At 66.5% G+C, this 18,974-nt stretch carries 17 protein-coding genes; 7 read left to right on the top strand and 10 right to left on the bottom strand.

All coding sequences use genetic code 11. The features are described 5' to 3' along the window. Positions 1-18: 18 nt before the first annotated feature. Positions 19-2,184, bottom strand: a complete 2,166-nt coding sequence (locus tag V3B41_RS07580; RefSeq protein ID WP_049430324.1) for a S46 family peptidase — start codon at positions 2,182-2,184, stop codon at positions 19-21. Positions 2,185-2,583: 399 nt separating this feature from the next. Here V3B41_RS07580 and tdh point away from each other — a divergent pair, with 399 nt between their 5' ends. Beyond that, positions 2,584-3,606 carry an L-threonine 3-dehydrogenase gene (tdh, locus tag V3B41_RS07585; protein ID WP_197633336.1) on the top strand — a complete coding sequence of 341 codons (1,023 nt, stop codon included), beginning with the start codon at positions 2,584-2,586 and terminating at the stop codon, positions 3,604-3,606. A gap of 180 nt (positions 3,607-3,786) precedes the next feature. On the opposite strand, the gene V3B41_RS07590 is transcribed toward tdh, so the two are convergent. Continuing rightward, a complete protein-coding gene (locus tag V3B41_RS07590; protein ID WP_197633328.1) occupies positions 3,787-4,479 on the bottom strand; it encodes a TorF family putative porin in 693 nt (230 codons plus the stop codon). A 198-nt stretch (positions 4,480-4,677) separates the two neighbouring features. On the opposite strand from V3B41_RS07590, the gene kbl reads away from it, so the two are divergent. Then, the gene (gene kbl, locus V3B41_RS07595; RefSeq protein WP_049430327.1) at positions 4,678-5,886 is read left to right on the top strand and encodes a glycine C-acetyltransferase; all 1,209 of its coding nucleotides are present in this window, start codon (positions 4,678-4,680) and stop codon (positions 5,884-5,886) included. Between the two features lie 84 nt (positions 5,887-5,970). On the opposite strand, the gene V3B41_RS07600 is transcribed toward kbl, so the two are convergent. The 4 genes from V3B41_RS07600 to V3B41_RS07615 all read right to left on the bottom strand — a co-directional run bounded on the left by V3B41_RS07600 (position 5,971) and on the right by V3B41_RS07615 (position 9,049). Beyond that, positions 5,971-6,306 (bottom strand): hypothetical protein, encoded by a 336-nt coding sequence (locus V3B41_RS07600; protein WP_049430329.1) that lies wholly within the window; start codon positions 6,304-6,306, stop codon positions 5,971-5,973. Positions 6,307-6,391: 85 nt separating this feature from the next. Next, positions 6,392-7,201, bottom strand: a complete 810-nt coding sequence (locus tag V3B41_RS07605; protein ID WP_049430332.1) for a pseudouridine synthase — start codon at positions 7,199-7,201, stop codon at positions 6,392-6,394. 20 nt (positions 7,202-7,221) lie between these two features. Next, positions 7,222-7,728, bottom strand: a complete 507-nt coding sequence (locus V3B41_RS07610; RefSeq protein ID WP_049430334.1) for a hypothetical protein — start codon at positions 7,726-7,728, stop codon at positions 7,222-7,224. Positions 7,729-7,948: 220 nt separating this feature from the next. Next, entirely contained in the window at positions 7,949-9,049 is a 1,101-nt protein-coding gene (locus V3B41_RS07615) for an OmpA family protein (RefSeq protein WP_005408234.1), read from the bottom strand. A 357-nt stretch (positions 9,050-9,406) separates the two neighbouring features. On the opposite strand from V3B41_RS07615, the gene V3B41_RS07620 reads away from it, so the two are divergent. The 5 genes from V3B41_RS07620 to V3B41_RS07640 all read left to right on the top strand — a co-directional run bounded on the left by V3B41_RS07620 (position 9,407) and on the right by V3B41_RS07640 (position 14,842). Next, positions 9,407-10,426 carry a zinc-binding alcohol dehydrogenase family protein gene (locus V3B41_RS07620; RefSeq protein ID WP_005412353.1) on the top strand — a complete coding sequence of 340 codons (1,020 nt, stop codon included), beginning with the start codon at positions 9,407-9,409 and terminating at the stop codon, positions 10,424-10,426. Positions 10,427-10,612: 186 nt separating this feature from the next. Then, positions 10,613-11,257 (top strand): hypothetical protein, encoded by a 645-nt coding sequence (locus V3B41_RS07625; RefSeq protein ID WP_329860581.1) that lies wholly within the window; start codon positions 10,613-10,615, stop codon positions 11,255-11,257. A gap of 102 nt (positions 11,258-11,359) precedes the next feature. Further along, complete coding sequence (locus V3B41_RS07630; protein WP_197633334.1) at positions 11,360-13,390, top strand: FAD-dependent oxidoreductase; 2,031 nt, start codon at positions 11,360-11,362, stop codon at positions 13,388-13,390. A 297-nt stretch (positions 13,391-13,687) separates the two neighbouring features. Then, a complete protein-coding gene (locus tag V3B41_RS07635) occupies positions 13,688-14,146 on the top strand; it encodes a cell wall hydrolase (protein ID WP_004154513.1) in 459 nt (152 codons plus the stop codon). 84 nt (positions 14,147-14,230) lie between these two features. Then, positions 14,231-14,842 carry a glutathione S-transferase N-terminal domain-containing protein gene (locus V3B41_RS07640; protein ID WP_049430339.1) on the top strand — a complete coding sequence of 204 codons (612 nt, stop codon included), beginning with the start codon at positions 14,231-14,233 and terminating at the stop codon, positions 14,840-14,842. 121 nt (positions 14,843-14,963) lie between these two features. Here the strand turns inward: V3B41_RS07640 and V3B41_RS07645 are convergent, their stop codons facing one another. The 4 genes from V3B41_RS07645 to V3B41_RS07660 all read right to left on the bottom strand — a co-directional run. Then, complete coding sequence (locus V3B41_RS07645; RefSeq protein WP_049430341.1) at positions 14,964-16,019, bottom strand: suppressor of fused domain protein; 1,056 nt, start codon at positions 16,017-16,019, stop codon at positions 14,964-14,966. A gap of 46 nt (positions 16,020-16,065) precedes the next feature. Next, a complete protein-coding gene (locus tag V3B41_RS07650) occupies positions 16,066-16,569 on the bottom strand; it encodes a hypothetical protein (RefSeq protein WP_049430343.1) in 504 nt (167 codons plus the stop codon). Positions 16,570-16,764: 195 nt separating this feature from the next. After that, positions 16,765-18,645, bottom strand: coding sequence for a propionate--CoA ligase (gene prpE / locus V3B41_RS07655; RefSeq protein ID WP_197620062.1), 1,881 nt, complete (start codon positions 18,643-18,645; stop codon positions 16,765-16,767). A 147-nt stretch (positions 18,646-18,792) separates the two neighbouring features. Then, positions 18,793-18,974 (bottom strand): hypothetical protein (locus V3B41_RS07660; RefSeq protein WP_329860583.1); only part of this gene is annotated, 182 nt, incomplete at its 5' end.

Here is an 18,974-nt window from a genome sequence, read left to right on the forward strand (position 1 = left end):
CCAGCGGCCGGCACTACCTTACTTCGCCAGGTTCAATTCCTTCAGCAGCTCCGGTGCCGGCGCCACCTCCTGCATGATCCACTGCATGTAGCGGCTGTCGACCGAGATCATGCGGGTCATCACCGGGTCGAACACCCAGTTGGAGCTGACCGATTCCCAGTTGCCGTCGAAGGCCAGGCCGACCAGCTTGCCGTTGGCGTCCAGCACCGGCGAACCGGAGTTGCCACCGGTGATGTCCAGGTTGGACAGGAAGTTCACCGGCACCGAGCCGATCCGCTTGTCTTCCAGGCCGCCGTAGCGCTTGGCCTTGACCGCATCGAGCAGCGCCTTGGGCGCATCGAACGGATCCACGCCGGTGTCCTTGGCGACGATGCCTTCCAGCGTGGTGAACGGGGTGTAGGCCACGCCGTCCTTGGGCTCATAGCCCATCACGTTGCCGAAGGTGATGCGCAGTGACAGGTTGGCGTCCGGGTACACGAACTCACCCTGGCTCTTCTTGTAGTCGGCCAGTGCCTGCAGGTACAGCGGGCGCGCGGTCAGCGACTCGCCTTCGCGGATCTTCTTCTGCTCTTCCTGCTTCAGCAGCGACGGCATGATCGCCACGGCGTACTGGATGGCCGGATCGCTGCTGGCTTCGAACGCGGCGCGGTCGGCCTTGAACCACTTCAGGCGCGCGTCCAGGCTGCCCAGCTCGGTGCCCGACAGCTTGGTGACCAGTGCCTTGACCGCGTTGGCATCGCTGCCGCCCAGCCAGGTGTTCAGCACGTCATTGTTGCGCTGTGCGGCCGGCAGGGCGACGTACTGGTCCAGCCAGTAGGTCTGCAGCTGCTGGTCCATCTTCGCCACGTAGCGGCGGTCCATCTGCTTCAGGCCGCCTTCCAGGGTCGGCAGGTCGCGCTGCTGGTAGCCGACTTCGCGCTCGGCGTCCGGCTTGGTGCGCTCGATCGACAGGCGATACAGGCCGATGGCGGCGCTGACCGCCTGGGTGTTGTTGAACTGGCCGACGAACAGGTCACGCTCGCGGGTGGCCTTGCTGGTGTCCAGGTGCTTGACCAGCTGCGCGTGCGCGGCCAGCGCCGGCTTGCCGGCGGCGCCCTGCTTCTTCAGCCACGCCAGCACAGCGGCTTCTTCCGCCTGCTTCTGGCCGGCCGCGTCGATGCGCTTGAAGCCTTCCAGCTGGCCCGAGTAGTTCTTGGCCACGTTGTTCATGCTGGCGGCGGTGGCGGCGTACTTCACCTTGACGTCGGCGTCGGCCTTGCCGGCCTCGTCGATCATCTTCAGCACCGCGTTGTAGTGCTTGGCGATGGTCGGGTAGGTCCAGTTGGCGGTTTCGTTGAATTCGCCGGCCAGTGCGTAGCGGTTGGTGCGGCCCGGATAGCCGGCCACCATCACGAAGTCACCGGCGCCCAGCGGCTGGTCGGTGAACTTCAGGAAGTGCTTGGGCTGGTACGGCACGTTGTCGGCCGAGAACGCCGCCGGCTTGCCGTCCTTGCCAACGTAGGCGCGGTAGAACGAGAAGTCACCGGTGTGGCGCGGCCACATCCAGTTGTCGACGTCGCCGCCGTACTTGCCGACGCTGCCCGGGGGCGCGTAGACCAGGCGCACGTCCTTGATTTCCATGTTGCGGAACAGGCGGTAGGTGTTGCCGCCGGAGAAGGTGTACAGGCGGCAGCGGAAGCCTTCCTCGGCTTCACAGGCGGCGACCTGGGCCTTGTCGAAGGCGTCCAGCGCGCGGCTGCGGGCCAGCGGGTCGTTGCCGGCGGCGGCAATCGCGGCCTTGGCCTGCGCGGTGACGTCGGTGATCTGGTCGAGCACGTAGACGCGGGCGTTCGGGCCGGCGCTCAGTTCATCGCTGTGCTTCGGGGCGTTGAAGCCGTCCTTGATCAGGTTCTTCTGCGCGGTCGAATTCAGCTGGATGGCGCCATAGGCGCAATGGTGGTTGGTCACCACCAGGCCCTGCGGCGAAACGAAGCTGGCGGTGCAGCCGCCCAGCGCAACCACCGCGCCCATCGGGTCGCCGGTGAGGTTGGACAGCTGCTCCGGGGACAGCTTCAGGCCGGCCTTCTGCAGCGGGCCGGCGATTTCCGGCAGCTGCTGCGGCACCCACATGCCTTCAGCGGCATGGGCGACCTGGGCCAGCCCGAGGCTGGCGACGATGGAGAATGCAAGCAGGTTCGAGCGCATGGAGCGGCCCCTGGTAGTGGAACCCTCGATTGTAGCCCGCCGCCCTGCCCCGGCCCGAACCCCGGAAGTCATGGGCCTGCTTCTTGCTCTGCCACGCGCACGCCGGCCGCGCACACGGAAATCGTCCAGAGGGGGCGTGGTCACCCTGGACGGGACCGTTGGCGCCATGGATGGCGCCATCGAGCACCATGGATGGGCTTTTGCGTGTCCCGGCCAGGGTGACCACGCCCCCTTTCCCGGATCAGGGAGGCGCCGCTGTTCGCAGTACGTTCGAAACGCCCGCCGGCGCACGCCTTTCGTTCCACCACTGCACCCGCAGCGCAACATGGGAAATCCGCGCGGCACCCTATAATCCGCGCTTTCCCCCTGATGAGTTCCACCCCGATGGCGCAGCAAACGATGAAGGCCCTGGTCAAGCGCGAAGCGGCCAAGGGCATCTGGCTGGAAGAAGTTCCGGTTCCGACGCCGGGCCCGAACGAGGTCCTGATCAAGCTCGAGAAGACCGCGATCTGCGGCACCGACCTGCACATCTACCTGTGGGACGAGTGGAGCCAGCGCACGATCAAGCCGGGCCTGACCATCGGCCATGAATTCGTCGGCCGCATTGCCGAAATCGGCCCGGGCGTGACCGGCTACGAGATCGGCCAGCGCGTCTCGGCCGAAGGCCACATCGTCTGCGGCCACTGCCGCAACTGCCGTGGCGGCCGCCCGCACCTGTGCCCGAACACCGTAGGCATCGGCGTCAACGTCAACGGCGCCTTCGCCGAATACATGGTGATGCCGGCCAGCAATCTGTGGCCGATCCCGGACCAGATCCCGTCGGAGCTGGCGGCATTCTTCGACCCGTACGGCAACGCCGCGCACTGCGCACTGGAGTTCGACGTGATCGGCGAGGACGTGCTGATCACCGGTGCCGGCCCGATCGGCATCATCGCGGCGGGCATCTGCAAGCACATCGGCGCGCGCAACGTGGTGGTGACCGACGTCAACGACTTCCGCCTGAAGCTGGCCGCCGACATGGGTGCCACCCGCGTGGTCAACGTCGCCAACCAGTCGCTGAAGGACGTGATGAAGGAACTGCACATGGAGGGCTTCGACGTGGGCCTGGAAATGAGCGGCAACCCGCGCGCGTTCAACGACATGCTCGACTGCATGTACCACGGCGGCAAGATCGCCATGCTCGGCATCATGCCCAAGGGCGCCGGCTGCGACTGGGACAAGATCATCTTCAAGGGCCTGACCGTGCAGGGCATCTACGGCCGCAAGATGTACGAGACCTGGTACAAGATGACCCAGCTGGTGCTGTCCGGCTTCCCGCTCGGCAAGGTGATGACCCACCAGTTGCCGATCGACGACTTCCAGAAGGGCTTCGACCTGATGGAAGAAGGCAAGGCCGGCAAGGTCGTGCTCAGCTGGAATTGACCCGAAGGGTCAATTCCCCCGCATGTTTCCTTATCCCCGCGCCTTTGGCGCGCCCCCTTGAACAACAAGGGGGCTCTTCCCCAGATGAGATCAGGAACACCGCGGAATTGAAAAAGGCGCCCAATGGGCGCCTTTTTCGTAAAGCGTGCCAGGCAAGCCTGGCACCTACCGGAGCACGGGTTATTTGCCGATCGCCACGGTCAGCAGCACGCGGCTGTGTGCCAGCTTGCCCGAGTTCTCGCGGCCGTTGCTGTCGGTGCCGTAGTAGCCCAGGCCGACGTTGAACAGGCCGAACTGGCGCGCGACGCCGACGTTCCAGTCGGTGTAGTCTTTGGCCAGGCCCTTCTCGAAGCTGCTGCGGCCGACATTGGCATTGAGCGTGAACTCCTTCGGCAAGCCCCACTGGCCGCCGACACCGTAGTACCAGCCGTCGGTGCCGCTGTTCCACTGGTCGTTGGTGTAGGCCACGGTCAGCTTGTAGGTCTCGTCCAGCGTGGTGGTGGTGACCAGCTCGTTGTAGTTCTGGTGGCTGGCACCGATGTAGGTGTAGCGGTTCAGCAGCACATCGAAATTAACGCGCGGGGTGACGTCCACGCCGTAGCCGATCTGGTAGTCGACCTCGGTGTTCGGATCACCCGGGCCGAAGTCCACGCCCGAACCCCAGACACCGGCGTACAGACCCACCGGCGAGGTGTAGGTGAAGCCCGCCTGCAGCGTCGGCTTCTCGTCAGTCTGCGACACACCACGGAACAGGTAGTCCGACACGGCGGTGACGTTCCAGCTGTACGGCGATTCGTTGTCCTGGGCGCTGGCGGCGAACGGCGCGAGGGTCAGGGCGGCGGCAATGGCGAGGCAGGCACGGGCGTGCTTCATGGGCGTCTCCGAGGGTGGCGGGGGCGGGAAGGGGGGAGCGGGCAACCGGTGCCAGACAGGCGCGGTTCACGAATTTTTAACCCGTTTGCTATTGCGATGCAACATGTGCCGCCCGTGGCGGTGCCCCGCCCGGCACGGTCGATGGCCGCCGTTGCCCGGTAGAATCGGCGGTTTCCCGTGCTGAGCCGTGCCCACGCCATGACCGACGCCTCCTCCGCCCTGACCCGCCACTATGCCGAGGAACTGGACGCCATCCGCGCCCAGGGCCTGTTCAAGTCCGAGCGGATCATCACCAGCCCGCAGTCGGCCGAGATCACCCTCGACGACGGCCGCAAGGTGCTGAACTTCTGTGCCAACAACTACCTCGGCCTGGCCGACCATCCGGACCTGATCCAGGCCGCCAAGGATGCGCTGGATACCCACGGCTTCGGCATGGCCTCGGTGCGCTTCATCTGCGGCACCCAGGACCTGCACAAGCAGCTGGAGAAGCAGATCGCCGACTTCTTCGGCAAGCAGGACACCATCCTGTATGCGGCCTGCTTCGACGCCAACGGCGGCCTGTTCGAACCGCTGCTCGGCGAGAACGACGCGATCATTTCCGATGCGCTGAACCATGCTTCGATCATCGACGGCGTGCGCCTGTGCAAGGCCAAGCGCTTCCGCTACGCCAACTGCGACATGGCCGACCTGGAAGCGCAGCTGCAGGCCGCCGATGCCGCCGGCTGCAAGACCAAGCTGATCACCACCGACGGCGTGTTCTCGATGGACGGCTTCATCGCGCCGCTGGACGAAATCACCGCGCTGGCGAAGAAGTACAACGCGCTGGTGCACATCGATGAGTGCCACGCCACCGGCTTCCTCGGTGCCACCGGCCGCGGTTCGGCCGAGGTCAAGGGCGTGCTGGAGAAGATCGACATCATCACCGGCACCCTGGGCAAGGCCATGGGTGGTGCGCTGGGTGGCTTCACCTGCGCCAGCGCCGAGGTGATCGAACTGCTGCGCCAGCGTTCGCGCCCCTACCTGTTCTCCAACTCGCTGCCACCGCACGTGGTCGCCGCCGGCATCAAGGCGTTCGAGATGCTGGCCGCCGCCGATGACCTGCGCGACACCCTGGTGGAGAACACCCGCCACTTCCGCGAGAAGATGGTCGCCGCCGGTTTCGACATGAAGCCGGGCGTGCATCCGATCAGCCCGGTGATGCTGTACGACGCACCGCTGGCGCAGAAGTTCGCCGAGCGCCTGCTGGAAGAAGGCATCTACGCGATCGGCTTCTTCTTCCCGGTGGTGCCCAAGGGCCAGGCGCGCATCCGTACCCAGATCAGTGCCGCGCACACCCGCGAACAGCTGGACCGCGCGATCGATGCGTTCACCCGCATTGGCGTCGAGCTGGGCGTGATCAAGGGTTGATCCCAGCGGTCAAAGCGTGCCGACCAAGGTCGGCACCTACCGGAGCTTGAGGGCGTGCCGACCGAGGTCGGCACCTTCCCGGCATCACTTCTTTTTCTTCTTGCCCTTCGGCTCGTCCTTGCTGGCCACCACCACCGGCTTGGCGGCAGCGTCCTGCGCGTTGCCCTTGGCCACGCGGATGCCGTTGGCCTTCATCCAGGCATCGAACTCGTCGGCGGTCATCTTCTGGTCGCCGTTGCTCATCATGAAGCGGTAACTGCCGCGACCATCCAGCTCCGGGGTCTTCACTTCCACCACCGGGGTCTCGGCCGGCGTTTCCGCCTTGGCCACCTTTTTGTGGCCGCCGCACGCGGTCAGCAGCACCATCGGCAGCAGCAGGCCTGCGCAGCGCAGGGTTTGATTGAGGGTCGGGTGGTACATGGGCAGGCTCCGTTCGGGAAATTCAACAACCAGGCGCCCCCTAGGCCTGGAACGGTGGCCGGCAGCTGCCGGCCGCGGGCGATGATCAGCCCGGTGCAGCGGCCCCCAGCCGCTGCTGGTCGCTGACCTCCAGCACCCGCCACTGCCCCTTGCCGAGATCGCCGAGCTGCAGCCCACCGATCGCGACCCGGACCAGGCGCAGCACCTGCAGGTCGAAGGCCGCCAGCAGGCGGCGGATGTGGCGGTTGCGGCCCTCGTCGAGGACCACCTCCAGCCACGCGGTCTTGTCGCCGCTGCGCAGCACGCACACGGCCTGGGCGACGAGGAATTCGCCCTCGTCCTCGACACCGGCGCGCAGCGCAGCCAAGGTGTCCTCGTCGGGCAGGCGGTCCACCTGCACGTGGTAGGTCTTCTGCGGGCCGGTTTCCGGATCGGTCAGGCGCGCGGCCCACTGCGGATCGTTGCTGAACAGCAACAGCCCCTCGCTGGCCTTGTCCAACCGCCCGACCGGTGCGATCCACGGCAGGCCTGCGCCATCGAAGCAGCGATAGACGGTGTCGCGGCCACGCTCGTCCTGCACGGTTGTCACCACCCCGCGCGGCTTGTTGAGCATCAGGTACAGGCGCTGCGGCGCGCCCAACGGCTGGCCGTCGACCTCGATCGGCGGCGCCGGCTGTGCAATCGGAAACTCGGGGTCACGGACGATGCGCCCGGACACGCGTACGCGGCCATCGGCAATCCAGCGCGCGGCCTCGCTGCGCGAGCACACGCCGGCCTTGGACAGCACGCGCGCCAGGCCATGACGGACACCGGCGGCTGCGGCAGCGGGAGTCGCACGCCCACGCGGTGCGTGGGAGCGGGCGGCGGGGGCGGCAGGTGGGCGGCGCGTGCGCAAGCCTCTGCTCCCCGCAGCGCTTACTTCTTGTCGACCGGCTTGGTCTCAGCCGGTGCTTCGGCCGGAGCCGGCGTGGTGGCCGGAGCCGGACGCGCCTTGACCACGCGCACGCCGCGCGCCTTCATCCAGGCGTCGAACTCTTCGGCGGTCATGCGCTTGCCGTTCTGGCTCATGTCGAAGCGCCAGGGCGTGTTGTCGAATTCGGTCTGCGGCTTGTAGGCCGCCGGATCGTTCGGCTTCACCGCCGGTGCGCTCGGAATGGCCTTGGCGATGTTCTGGCAGCCGTCGATGCGCAGGCGCTGCAGCACCTGGTCCAGCGACTGCGACGGATCGTAGTTGCTGCTCAGCACACCGGCCGGCATGCCCAGCTGGTTGCCACGGATGTACAGCTCGTCGGCCACCGGCGCGATGGTCGTGGCCGGCAACGGCAGCGGCGAGGCGCTGGCGTTGACCGAGCAATCGACCGCAGCGTGGGCGGCGGGAACCAGGGCCAGCGCCAGGAAGGCGGCCGATGCAGAGCGCAGCATGAGGGGCATCCACGAAAGGAAGTGACGCGGCGAGTTTAGCAATGCCGCGACAGCTTTCAAGCGCCACTTTCAATGAATACGGCAACTCATTGGTTTTACGGACAAAAACCCGACGAACGGTTGCTCCCGGGCCCAGCACTACCTGGATTCCGGGCCGCAGAAACAACAAGACCCGGCCGAAGCCGGGTCCTGCTGTGTCCTACTGGCAGAGCGTCAGAACTTAGTTCTGGACGTTCAGCTCGGTACGACGGTTCTTGGCGCGACCTTCCGGGTTGTCCGAACCATCCGGGTTGGTGTTCGGAGCAATCGGACGGCTCTCGCCGTAGCCGATCGGGCCGACCAGGCGACCGGCGTCAACGCCGTTCTTGGTCAGGTAGTTGTACACGGCGGTAGCACGACGCTCCGACAGCTTCTGGTTGTAAGCGTCGGTACCCTTCGAGTCGGTGTGACCGGCGACTTCAACGCGCAGATCCGGGTAACGCTTCAGGATCTCGGTGGCTTCGCTCAGGATCGCCACGGCGTCCGGACGCAGGTTCGACTTGTCGAAGTCGAAGTTGACGCCCTTCAGGTCGATGGAGACCGGGACCGGGCAACCGTCCGGACCGATGGTCTGACCCGGCTGCGAGTTCGGGCACTTGTCGTCGCAGTTGTTGACGCCGTCACCGTCGTCATCCAGGTCGGCGCAGCTCGGGGCAACCGGAGCCGGGGCCGGAGCAGCCGCGACCGGAGCCGGGCCCAGCGGGATCACGACGCCGACCGAAGCCAGCACGTCGCCGAACCAGCTTTCATCGTTGCCGGCACGCTTCGGGTTCACGCTCTGGTCGTCGAAATCAGCGCGGTAGGCGACTTCGGCGCGGACAGCAACGCGCTTCTCGAAGGTGGTCTGCAGACCGACGCCGACCTTGGCGGCAAAGTTGCCGTCCTTGCGGTCAGCCAGGCCACCGCTGATCGGGTTGTACTCTTCTTCCGACTTCTGGTAGCCCAGGCCGGCCAGCAGGTACGGGTTCCAGCCGCGGCCTTCCTTGATGAAGTGGCGACGCAGGTCCAGCGAGACGCCGTACTGCGACCAGTTCATGTCCTTGTTGGCGTCGAAGTTCGGGTTCTGGTAGTTCAGCTCACCGTCCAGCGACCAGTTCGGGCTGATGAACTTGCCCAGGCCCAGGGTGACGAACGGAGCGTCATTGGTCAGGCGGTCGCTGTCCTGGAAGTTGAAGCCGGCCGAACCGGTCAGGTACCAGCGGTCATCGAACTCCTGCGCGGACGCAGCCTGGGCGAAAGCCAGACCACCCAGCAGCGCGGCAGTAAGGATCTTCTTGTTCATTGAGTACAGCTCCTATTTCGGGGGTATGAAACCGGTAGAGGCATGGGCCAGCACTAGTGCGTCGATGTTCGACAGCCGATTCAGCACGCCACCGCCGCGAACATTATGCTCAGGCGGGTGAAGGTCATGTTAACAGTCCCGTAACATGTGAAGTGTTGTGCCCGACCCTCCACCGGTCCGACGTTGAAACCCTATACAGGATGATGAAAAACCGCAAGACCCTCACGCCGCAAGGGTTTGACGGGGTTTAGGTGCGGAATACGACATATTGCGCAACAGGTTGCTCCACGCGATTCAGCACATCTGCTGAAACGTGAGGAACTCTATGATGGAGCCACGAACCCAGCCGGAGCCGAGATGAAAGCCGTCGCCCTGAGTCGTGAATCCGCCCCCGCCCTCTGCGATATCCACCTGCCTCCGCCGCTGCCTCCGGGTGGCCGCGACCTGCTGATCCGGGTCGAAGCCGTCTCGGTGAATCCGGTCGACGGCAAGCAGCGGGCGGCCACCGATCCAGCCACGCTCGAAGCACCCCGCGTGCTCGGCTGGGACGCCGCCGGCGTGGTCGAAGCGATCGGCGAGGACGCCAGCCTGTTCGCGTCCGGCGACGAGGTCTACTACGCCGGTGATGTCACCCGCCCGGGCTGCAATGCGCAGTTCCATCTTGTGGACGAACGGCTGGTAGCGCGCAAGCCGACCACGCTCGACTTCGCCGAAGCGGCCGCCCTGCCACTGACCACGCTCACCGCATGGGAACTGCTGTTCCAGCGCATGCCATTGCAGCTGGATGACCGCCGCCATGCCGGCCAGCACCTGCTGGTGATCGGCGGAGCAGGCGGCGTTGGATCGATGGCGATCCAGCTGGGCCGGCATGCAGGATTCGAGGTGATCGCCACCGCCTCGCGCGAGTCGTCGATCGACTGGTGCCGGCAGATGGGTGCCCAGCATGTGATCGACCACCGGCAGCCGCTGCTGCCCCAGCTGCAGGCATTGGGCATCGACGCAGTACAGGTCGCCCTCAACCTGGCCGACACCGACCATTACTGGGACGCATTGGGCCAGCTGCTGGCGCCACAGGGCCATGTCGGCCTCATCGTCGAACCGCGCGGTGCGCTGCGCATCGGTGATCCCTACAAGGCCAAGTGCATCGGCATCCACTGGGAATTCATGTTCGCGCGTTCGCGCTTCGCCACTGCGGACCGCATCGAACAGCACCGCATCCTCAGCCGCGCGGCCAGCATGATCGACGCTGGCCAGCTGCGCGGCACTCTCAGCGAAACGCTGGGCACGATCAATGCGGCGAATCTGGACATCGCGCATCAGCGCCTGGCCAGCGGACGCACGGTCGGCAAGCTGGCGCTGGCGGGCTGGGGCGATTGAGCCAGGCTGGAACGCCGGTGTAGAGCCGAGCCCATGCTCGGCTGCTTTGCCTGGCATCGCCAGCCGAGCATGGGCTCGGCTCTACAGGTCCCGCCTGTGGCGGCGGATTGGCCGGCATCTGTATCTATGGCGACGGATGAATCGGGATTACGGTGGAAACAGATCCCCCTCTCCCCGAGCGCCGCCATGCCCACCGCCCTGCCCCTGCGTCTGCTGCAACTGATCATCGGCCTGTTCCTGTATGGCTTCGGCGCCTCGCTGATGATCCGTGCAGCGATCGGCGTGGCCCCGTGGGACGTGTTGTCGCAGGGCATCGCCACACAGACACCGCTGTCGTTCGGCCTGGCCACCAATGTGATCGGTGCGCTGGTGCTGCTGCTCTGGTGGCCATTGCGACAGAAGCCGGGCGTCGGCACCGTGCTCAACGTGATGCTGATCGGCCCGTCCGCGCAGTTCGGTCTGTGGCTGCTCCCCCCGGCGGTCGGCCTTGGCTGGCAGCTGGCGATGTTCTGCGCCGGCATGCTGCTGGTCGCCCTGGCCACCGGCCTTTATATCGGCGCCAAGCTGGGGCCCGGCCCGCGCGATGGCCTGATGACCGGCCTGCACGCCCGCACCGGCTGGCCGATCTGGAAGGTACGCAGCCTGATCGAGGGCAGCGTGCTGCTGCTGGGCTGGTGGCTCGGCGGCAACGTCGGTGTCGGCACCCTCGCCTTCGCCCTGCTGATCGGCCCCCTGTGCGGGGTAACGCTGGGCTGGTTCGGGATTGGCCGGCCGCTGCCAGCGGGTAGCGCCGGGCCACGCCCGGCGAGCGCGCAGCGCGGCCACGGGTAGCCGCGTCGCCGGCCATGGCCCGGCGCTACCGATTCGCCAGCCCCTTGCCCCGGCCGCCGTTTCCCGGCACGCTTCGCGCTTCCGTACGCAAGCGTATCGACCATGTCGCCAGCCAACGAAAGCGCCTATCCCCATCTGTTCGCCCCGCTGGACCTGGGGTTCACCCAGCTGCGCAATCGCGTGCTGATGGGTTCGATGCACACCGGCCTGGAAGATCGCGCCCGCGACTTCCCGCGCCTGGCAGCCTATTTCGCCGAGCGCGCCGAGGGCGGTGTCGGCCTGATCGTCACCGGCGGCTTCGCGCCCAACGTGGTGGGCTGGCTGAAGCCATTCGGCGGCAAGCTGTCCTGGCCCTGGGAAGTACGCCCGCACCGGCAGCTCACCGCCGCCGCACACCAGCATGGCGCGAAGATCTGCCTGCAGCTGCTGCATGCCGGCCGCTATGCCTACCATCCGCTGTCGGTGGCACCGTCGAAGCTGAAGGCGCCGATCAACCCGTTCACCCCGCGTGCGCTGTCGGCCAGCGGTGTCGAGCGGCATATCGCCGACTACGCACGCAGCGCAAAGCTGGCCCGCGAAGCCGGCTACGACGGCGTCGAAGTGATGGGGTCGGAGGGCTACCTCATCAACGAGTTCATCGCCCCGCGCACCAACAAGCGCTCCGACCGCTGGGGTGGCGACGCCCACCAACGCATGCGTTTTGCGGTGGAGATCGTGCGCCGCATCCGCGAGGCCTGCGGGCCGGACTTCATCATCATCTACCGCCTGTCGCTGGTGGACCTGGTGGAAGACGGCAGCAACTGGGAAGAGATCGTGCAGCAGGCGCAGGCCATCGAGGCCGCCGGCGCGACGATCATCAATTCCGGCATCGGCTGGCACGAGGCGCGCATTCCCACCATCGCCACCTCGGTGCCGCGCGCGGCCTTTGCCGGTGTCACCGCCAAGCTCAAGCCGCATGTGAAGGTGCCGCTGGTGGCAACCAACCGCATCAACATGCCCGAGGTCGCCGAGCGCATCCTGGCCGATGGCGGCGCCGACATGGTGTCGCTGGCGCGCCCGCTGCTGGCCGACCCGCAGTGGCCGAACAAGGCCCGAGCCGGTCGCCCCGAGGCGATCAACACCTGCATCGCCTGCAACCAGGCCTGCCTCGATCACGTGTTCGAGAACAAGCTGGCCAGCTGCCTGGTCAATCCGCGTGCCGCACACGAGACCGAGCTGGTCTACCACCCTGCTGCCACGCCGAAAAAGGTCGCGGTGGTCGGCGCCGGCCCGGCCGGCCTGGCCTGCGCCACCGTGGCCGCCGAGCGCGGCCACCAGGTCACCCTGTTCGATGCCAACGACGAGATCGGCGGCCAGTTCAACGTGGCCAAGCGCATCCCGGGCAAGGAAGAGTTCCACGAGACCCTGCGCTATTTCCGCCACAAGCTGGCTGAAACCGGAGTGCAGCTGCGCCTGGGCACGCGAGCGGATGCGGCCAGCCTGGCCGGCTTCGACGAGGTGGTGCTGGCCACCGGCATCACCCCGCGCAGGGTCGACTTCCCCGGCGCCGACCACGCCAAGGTGGTCAGCTACCTGGACGTGCTGCTGGGCCGGGTCGAGGTGGGTGCCAATGCAGCGATCATCGGCGCCGGCGGCATTGGCTTCGATGTCGGCGAGTTCCTCAGCCACGCCGGTGAGTCCCCCTCGCTGGACCCACAGCGCTGGATGGCCGAATGGGGCGTGGACAGTACCTTTGAGACCCGCGGCTCCCTGGCGCGGGCGCAGGCAGAGGCCTCGCCGCGCCGGCTGTGGCTGCTGCAGCGCAGCCCGGGCAAGCCCGGTGCGCGGCTGGGCAAGACCACCGGCTGGATCCATCGCGCCACGCTGAAGGCCAAGGGCGTGCGCATGCTCGGCGGCGTCGAGTACCTGGGTGTTGACGATGAAGGCCTGCGCATCCGCGTTGAGGGCAGCGAACAACTGCTGCCGGTCGATCAGGTGGTGATCTGCGCCGGGCAGGAACCGAATCGTGCGCTGCAGGCGGAACTGCAGGCCGCTGGCATCAGCGCGACGTTGGTCGGCGGCGCCGATGTGGCCGCAGAACTGGATGCAAAACGGGCGATCGACCAGGGCAGTCGGGTCGCCGCCGCGCTCTGATAAGTGCCTGAATGGGGGGCGGAATGTGATTTCCGTCACCTCCGTTGAACCTGAATGTCAAGCCGAGCGGTTCACGATGCGTTCGGCTATCCCCCCCTACCTTGCGCCATCTTCCGCTCACCAGCCAGTTTCCGGTGAGCCGGTGCGGCCCCCTCGATCGGTACTGATCGTTTCTTTTGGGGCCGCCCACGGGGCGGCCCCGATGGCCGCCTCCCCATGACGCCAAGTCGTACCCCGCGTCCTGTCGCCCCCGCGACCGGAAGTGGAGAGTGCGGCCCATACGGAGCAAGGAGTTATATGAAACTGGCCTGGATTCTCTGGCTGTCGCAGTTGTTGCCGCAGCCGGCCGCTGATTCATTGTGTTTGAGCACCACCGTTTATCTGGAAGCCCGTGACCAGACCCTGCGCGGCCAGCAGGCCGTTGCCGAGGTCGCCCTGCGCCGTCTCGACAGTGGCCTGTGGGGCGACTCGATGTGCCAGGTGGTCACCGCGCGCAAGCAGTTTGCACCGACGATCGTCTCCCCCGGCACCCAGTTGGGCAACGACGCGGCCTGGAGCGAGGCGATGAACGTGGCCTTCGACGCCGAGCGCAACTGGGCGCTGCCGGCCGGCGAGCGCCGCGAGATCGTGCCCGGTGCCAGCCACTTCGCCGCGTTGTCCATCGCCAGCCCGAACTGGCGCAACGCCTACCAGGTGGCCACCATCGGCGATCACACCTTCTATAAGGTGCAGAACCTCAAGCCGCGGCAGTCGTAACGATCCGTGCTGGCGGCAGCGTTGCCGCCCGCCGGCAGGCTCTGGGATAGTGGGCGTTTCCCGCCCGCATCACCTGGAGTTCCCATGAAGCTGTACAGCAAGCCCGGTGCCTGTTCCACCGCCGACCACATCGCCCTGCAGTGGACCGGCCAGCCGTTCGAGGTCGAACTGCTGAACAAGGACACCCTGAAGGGTCCGGAATTCCTCAAGATCAATCCGGCCGGCGCGGTGCCCGCGCTGGTCGATGGCGACTTCGTGCTGCTGCAGAACGCCGCGATCATGGGCTATATCGCCGACACCTGCCCGCAGGCCGGCCTCGGCGGTGATGGCAGCCCGCGACAGCGTGCCGAAGCCACCCGCTGGCTGGCCTTCGTCAATTCCGACGTGCACCCGGCCTTCTCGCCGCTGTTCGCACCGGGCAAGTTCATCGCCGACGAAAGCCAGTTCGATGCGATCCGCGCCGCCGCACACAAGCGCCTGCGTGGCCTGTTCGAGACCGCCGACAAGCAACTGGCCGACAAGCCGTGGCTGGCCGGCTTCCGCAGTTTCGCAGACCCGTACTTCTACATCACCCTGCGCTGGGCCGCCGGCACCAAGGTCGACCTGTCCGGCCTGGACAACCTGGCCGCCTACAAGGCACGCATGGACGCCGATGCCGGTGTGCAGGCCGCGCTGAAGGCCGAAGGCCTGGCCTGAGGCTTATCTGGGGTCAACGCCGTTCGCGTGGCGAACGGATCCGACCCCATCGCCCTCGGAGTCGGGGTCGGATCCGCCTGCACCGCAGGCGGCTCTGACCCCATCAGTTCCATCGTCACACTCAGCCAATCTGGCGAATCACTTCACCGTTGGCGTCGCGCAGGTAGGTTGGCACTACTTCGATGCGCAGCGCTCCCGCCACCGGGTAGATGCCACGTTCGGCACGCACGCCTGCCAGGGCCTGCAGCCCCGTCTCGTCCAGGGCCCAGCGCGCGCTGTCGGCCGACACTTCGCCCACGTCACCGCGCCCGGCTGGAATGAACTCCCACTGCCGCTCGCGGCTGGCCAGTTCCAGCGACTTTCCGTGGCGCAGGCGCAGCGGCAGCAGTTCGCAGACGCTGGCGACCTGGCCCGCGCCGAGCACCAGGGTGGTGACGCCGGCCTCCTGCCTCCAGTCCAACGTCTCGATGAACAGCATGCCGGTGCTGGAGCCCTCGCGCTCGCTGCCGGCCTGCACCTGGGCTGCCAGTGCCGGATCCTCCAGCAGGTTGCGACGGTGCAGATCACTGATCCACAGCGGCATCGCCGGCTGCAGCGCCTGCAGCACACCGCGCGTCGACCAGCGCTTGACCGCCTCCATCTCTTCGTCGGTCAGGCCGACCAGTTGCAGGAACTGCAGGTGGCCATTGGCGGTGTCGCGCGCAGGCAACTGCGGATCGGCAATGAAGGCCAGGTGGCACAGGCGCGTATCGGTCTCCAGCGCGATCGGGCCGTTGGCATTCAGATGGTGACCATCCTCGAACACGTTGCCGCTGCCAAACACGTAGCGCGCCAGGTTCTGCAGCAGGTTCATCGGCCACACCGGCGGCGTGCTGCCGGCGTGTTCACCGGCTTCGGCAGCGAGGCGGAAGGTCAGCTCGAAACCATAGCCGCTGGCGGCGGCATCACTGCTCTCCTTGGTGTAAAGCTCGGAGAAGCCGTAGGTGATGTAGTGCCAGTGCGGTACCGGCGCATCCACCCAGTACACGCTGATGCCATCCAGAGGATCCTGGCCGCCGAGCGTGTAAGGCAGCGCGGTGCCGAAATGACGCGGCTCCTGCCCGGCATACAGGGGCGCCAGCGCCGCATTGATCGCGTCCCAGCCGGGGGTATCGGTGTCGTCGTGGTCGTCCTGCACGCGGGACTCCTTGTGGGGAAGTGAACCGATAACTTTACGCGGTGAGTCAGGCCTGCACGACCTCATTGCCAGCGTTCACCACCGCCGCCTGGGTTTCCTGCCACCAGCGCTGCGCCAGCGCCGGGCTGCGCGCCTTCCCCACCGCGGCCAGCAGCTCCGGGCACAGGCGTTCCAACGCCAGTGCATCGGCGCAGCGTTCAATCTTCAACTGCATGAAGTAGCCCTTCAGGCCGAGGTGGCGCCGCACCGCCTCGCTCATCGCGTCGTACAACTGCTGGTACAACGCCGGATCCTGTTCGCGGCCGGTGCTGATTCCACGTGCCGGTGCCACCTCGGCATTGCCACCGATCACTTCGATCAGGCCCTGCACTTCCAGCTGCTCCAGTGCATCGGCCGGTGCGCGCAGGCCTTCGAACAGGCCGCGCAGTTCGGTGTCGTCGCGATGGCCATCGACCATCAGCAGGATCGAGCGCAGTGCTGCCGGCAGGCGCCGGCCACGGTCTTCGATTTCCTGACGGCCAGCAGCCGTCTTGGCGTGCAGCAATGCCATTGCATCCCCCCAATCCTTGATGCGCTTCACCTGCGCGCCCTGGCGGGCGCGCTCCCCTGGGGCCGAGCTTAGCGCACCGGTTGCCGGGAGGAAGCTGCGGTGCAGCAACACCCTCCTCTGTAGAGCCGAGCCGATGCTCGGCTGCTTTGGCGAGGCATGCGGAGCCGAGCATCGGCTCGGCTCTACAGAAGCAGGTCAGCGCCCCAGCGCCCGGCGGATCTCCTCCAGTGCGCTGGGATCATCCAGCGTCGACAGGTCACCCGGATCACGCTGCTCGGCCAGCGCCTGCAGCGAGCGCCGCAACAACTTGCCCGACCGGGTCTTGGGCAGTGCGTTGACCACATGCACATGCGCCGGGCGCGCGACCGCGCCGAGCGAGGTGGTCACCGTGGCCATCATCTCCGCCACCACCGGCGCCGGATCCTCACCGTTGAGCCCCTGCTTGAGGGTGACGAACACCAGCGGCACCTGCCCCTTCAACTCGTCCTTGACCCCGATCACCGCCGCCTCGGCCACGCGCGGATGGCTGGAAATGGCTTCCTCGATCTCACGCGTGCCGAGGCGATGCCCGGCCACGTTGATCACATCATCAGTGCGCCCCAGGATGAAGGTGTAGCCATCGTCGTCGCGGATCGCCCAGTCCAGCGAGCTGTACAACAGTTCCTTGAAGTGGCTGAAGTAGCTCTGCAGGAAGCGGCTGTCATCATTCCACACGGTGCTCATGCAACCCGGCGGCAACGGTGGCGACACCACCAGCACGCCCTTCTGCCCCGGCGCGACTTCCTCGCCGGTGTTCTCGTCGATCACCTTCATCCGGTAACCGAGATTGGGGAAACCGGGTGAACCGAAGCGCACCGGCTTCATTTCCAGGCCCGGTAGCAGGGTCAGCGCCGGCCAGCCGGTTTCGGTCTGCCAGTAGTTGTCGATGATCGGCTTGCCCAGCGCCTCACTGATCCAGTGCGCGGTGGGTTCGTCCAGTGGCTCGCCGGCCAGGAACAGGTACTTCAGTGCGCCCAGGTCATGCCGGTGGATGAAGTCCGCGTCGTGCTTCTTCAGCACGCGGATGGCGGTAGGCGAAGAGAACATCGTACGCACGTTGTACTGCTCGCACAGCGCCCACCAGATGCCCGGATCGGGATTGGTCGGCAGCCCTTCGTACAGCAGCGAGGTGCAGCCACCGATCAACGGGCCGTAGACGTTGTAGGAATGGCCGACGGCCCAGCCGACATCGGAGGTGGAAAACATCACCTGCCCTGGCTTGCAGTCGAACACGGTTTCCATCGACTGCGCCATCGCCACCGCATAGCCACCGACATCACGCTGCACGCCCTTCGGCTTGCCGGTGGTGCCGGAGGTATACAGCAGGTAACTCGGCTCGCTCGCTTCCAGCCACTGCACCGGTACATCGACCTCGCCGATCTGCGCGCGCAGCGTGGCGTACTCCACGTCACGCCCCGGCACGCGCGGTTCGGCTGCGTCCAGTCCGCGCGACACGATCAGCACGTGCGGTGGTGGCGAGGCCGCTTCGGCGCAGGCGGCGTCGACCATCGGCTTGTACGGAATCAGCTTGCCACCGCGCATGCCGGCATCGGCCGCGATCAGCAGCTTGGGCTTGGCGTCGTCGATGCGCAGCGCCAGGTTGTGCGCGGCGAAGCCACCAAACACCACCGAGTGCACCGCACCGATGCGTGCGCAGGCCAGCATCGCGAACACGGCTTCGGCCATGTTCGGCATGTAGATCACCACGCGGTCACCGTGGCCGACACCGAGGTGCTTGAGCACTGCGGCGAAGTCGTTCACTTCGCGGTACAGCTGGCGATAGGTGATCTCGCGTGTGCTGTTGGTCTCGGTGGAGATGGCGACCAGCGCGAGCTGGTCAGCGCGCTCGGCCAGGTGGCGGTCGACGGCGTTGTAGCAGAGATTGGTTTCGCCGCCGACGAACCAGCGCCGGAATGGCGGGTTGCTGTAGTCGAGCACCTGCTGCGGCGGTTTGTGCCAATGGATGCGCTTGGCTTCCTCGCCCCAGAAGGCATCCGGCTCGTCGATCGAGCGACGGTAGGTTTCCTCGTAGTTCATGACGCAGCCCTCCCAGACAAAGTCATGGGTTCGAGGATAGTCCGGCGCTGGCGTGCGGGCCGCCCTACCTTGGTAGGGGGTGGGGTTTTGTTCTGCAGGGCTTGCAGCCATGCACCTGCAGAATCAACGTCAACGTCAAAAGCTGGGCTACTGGGGAATGGCGGGGCGGATCCGGTTGCGGGAGACGCCGTAAACCCATCCCTGAAGTGACCCCCGGGAGTTGGACGCCAGATCCAACCCCGAGGGATACATGAACAGATACGACGCGCGTTTCAAACTGCAGGTCGCCAAAGAGGCCTGCAAGACCTCCACATCGGTCAAAGCCGTTG

It is taken from the genome of Stenotrophomonas sp. SMYL89 (assembly GCF_036319985.1).
Taxonomy (GTDB): domain Bacteria; phylum Pseudomonadota; class Gammaproteobacteria; order Xanthomonadales; family Xanthomonadaceae; genus Stenotrophomonas; species Stenotrophomonas maltophilia_Q.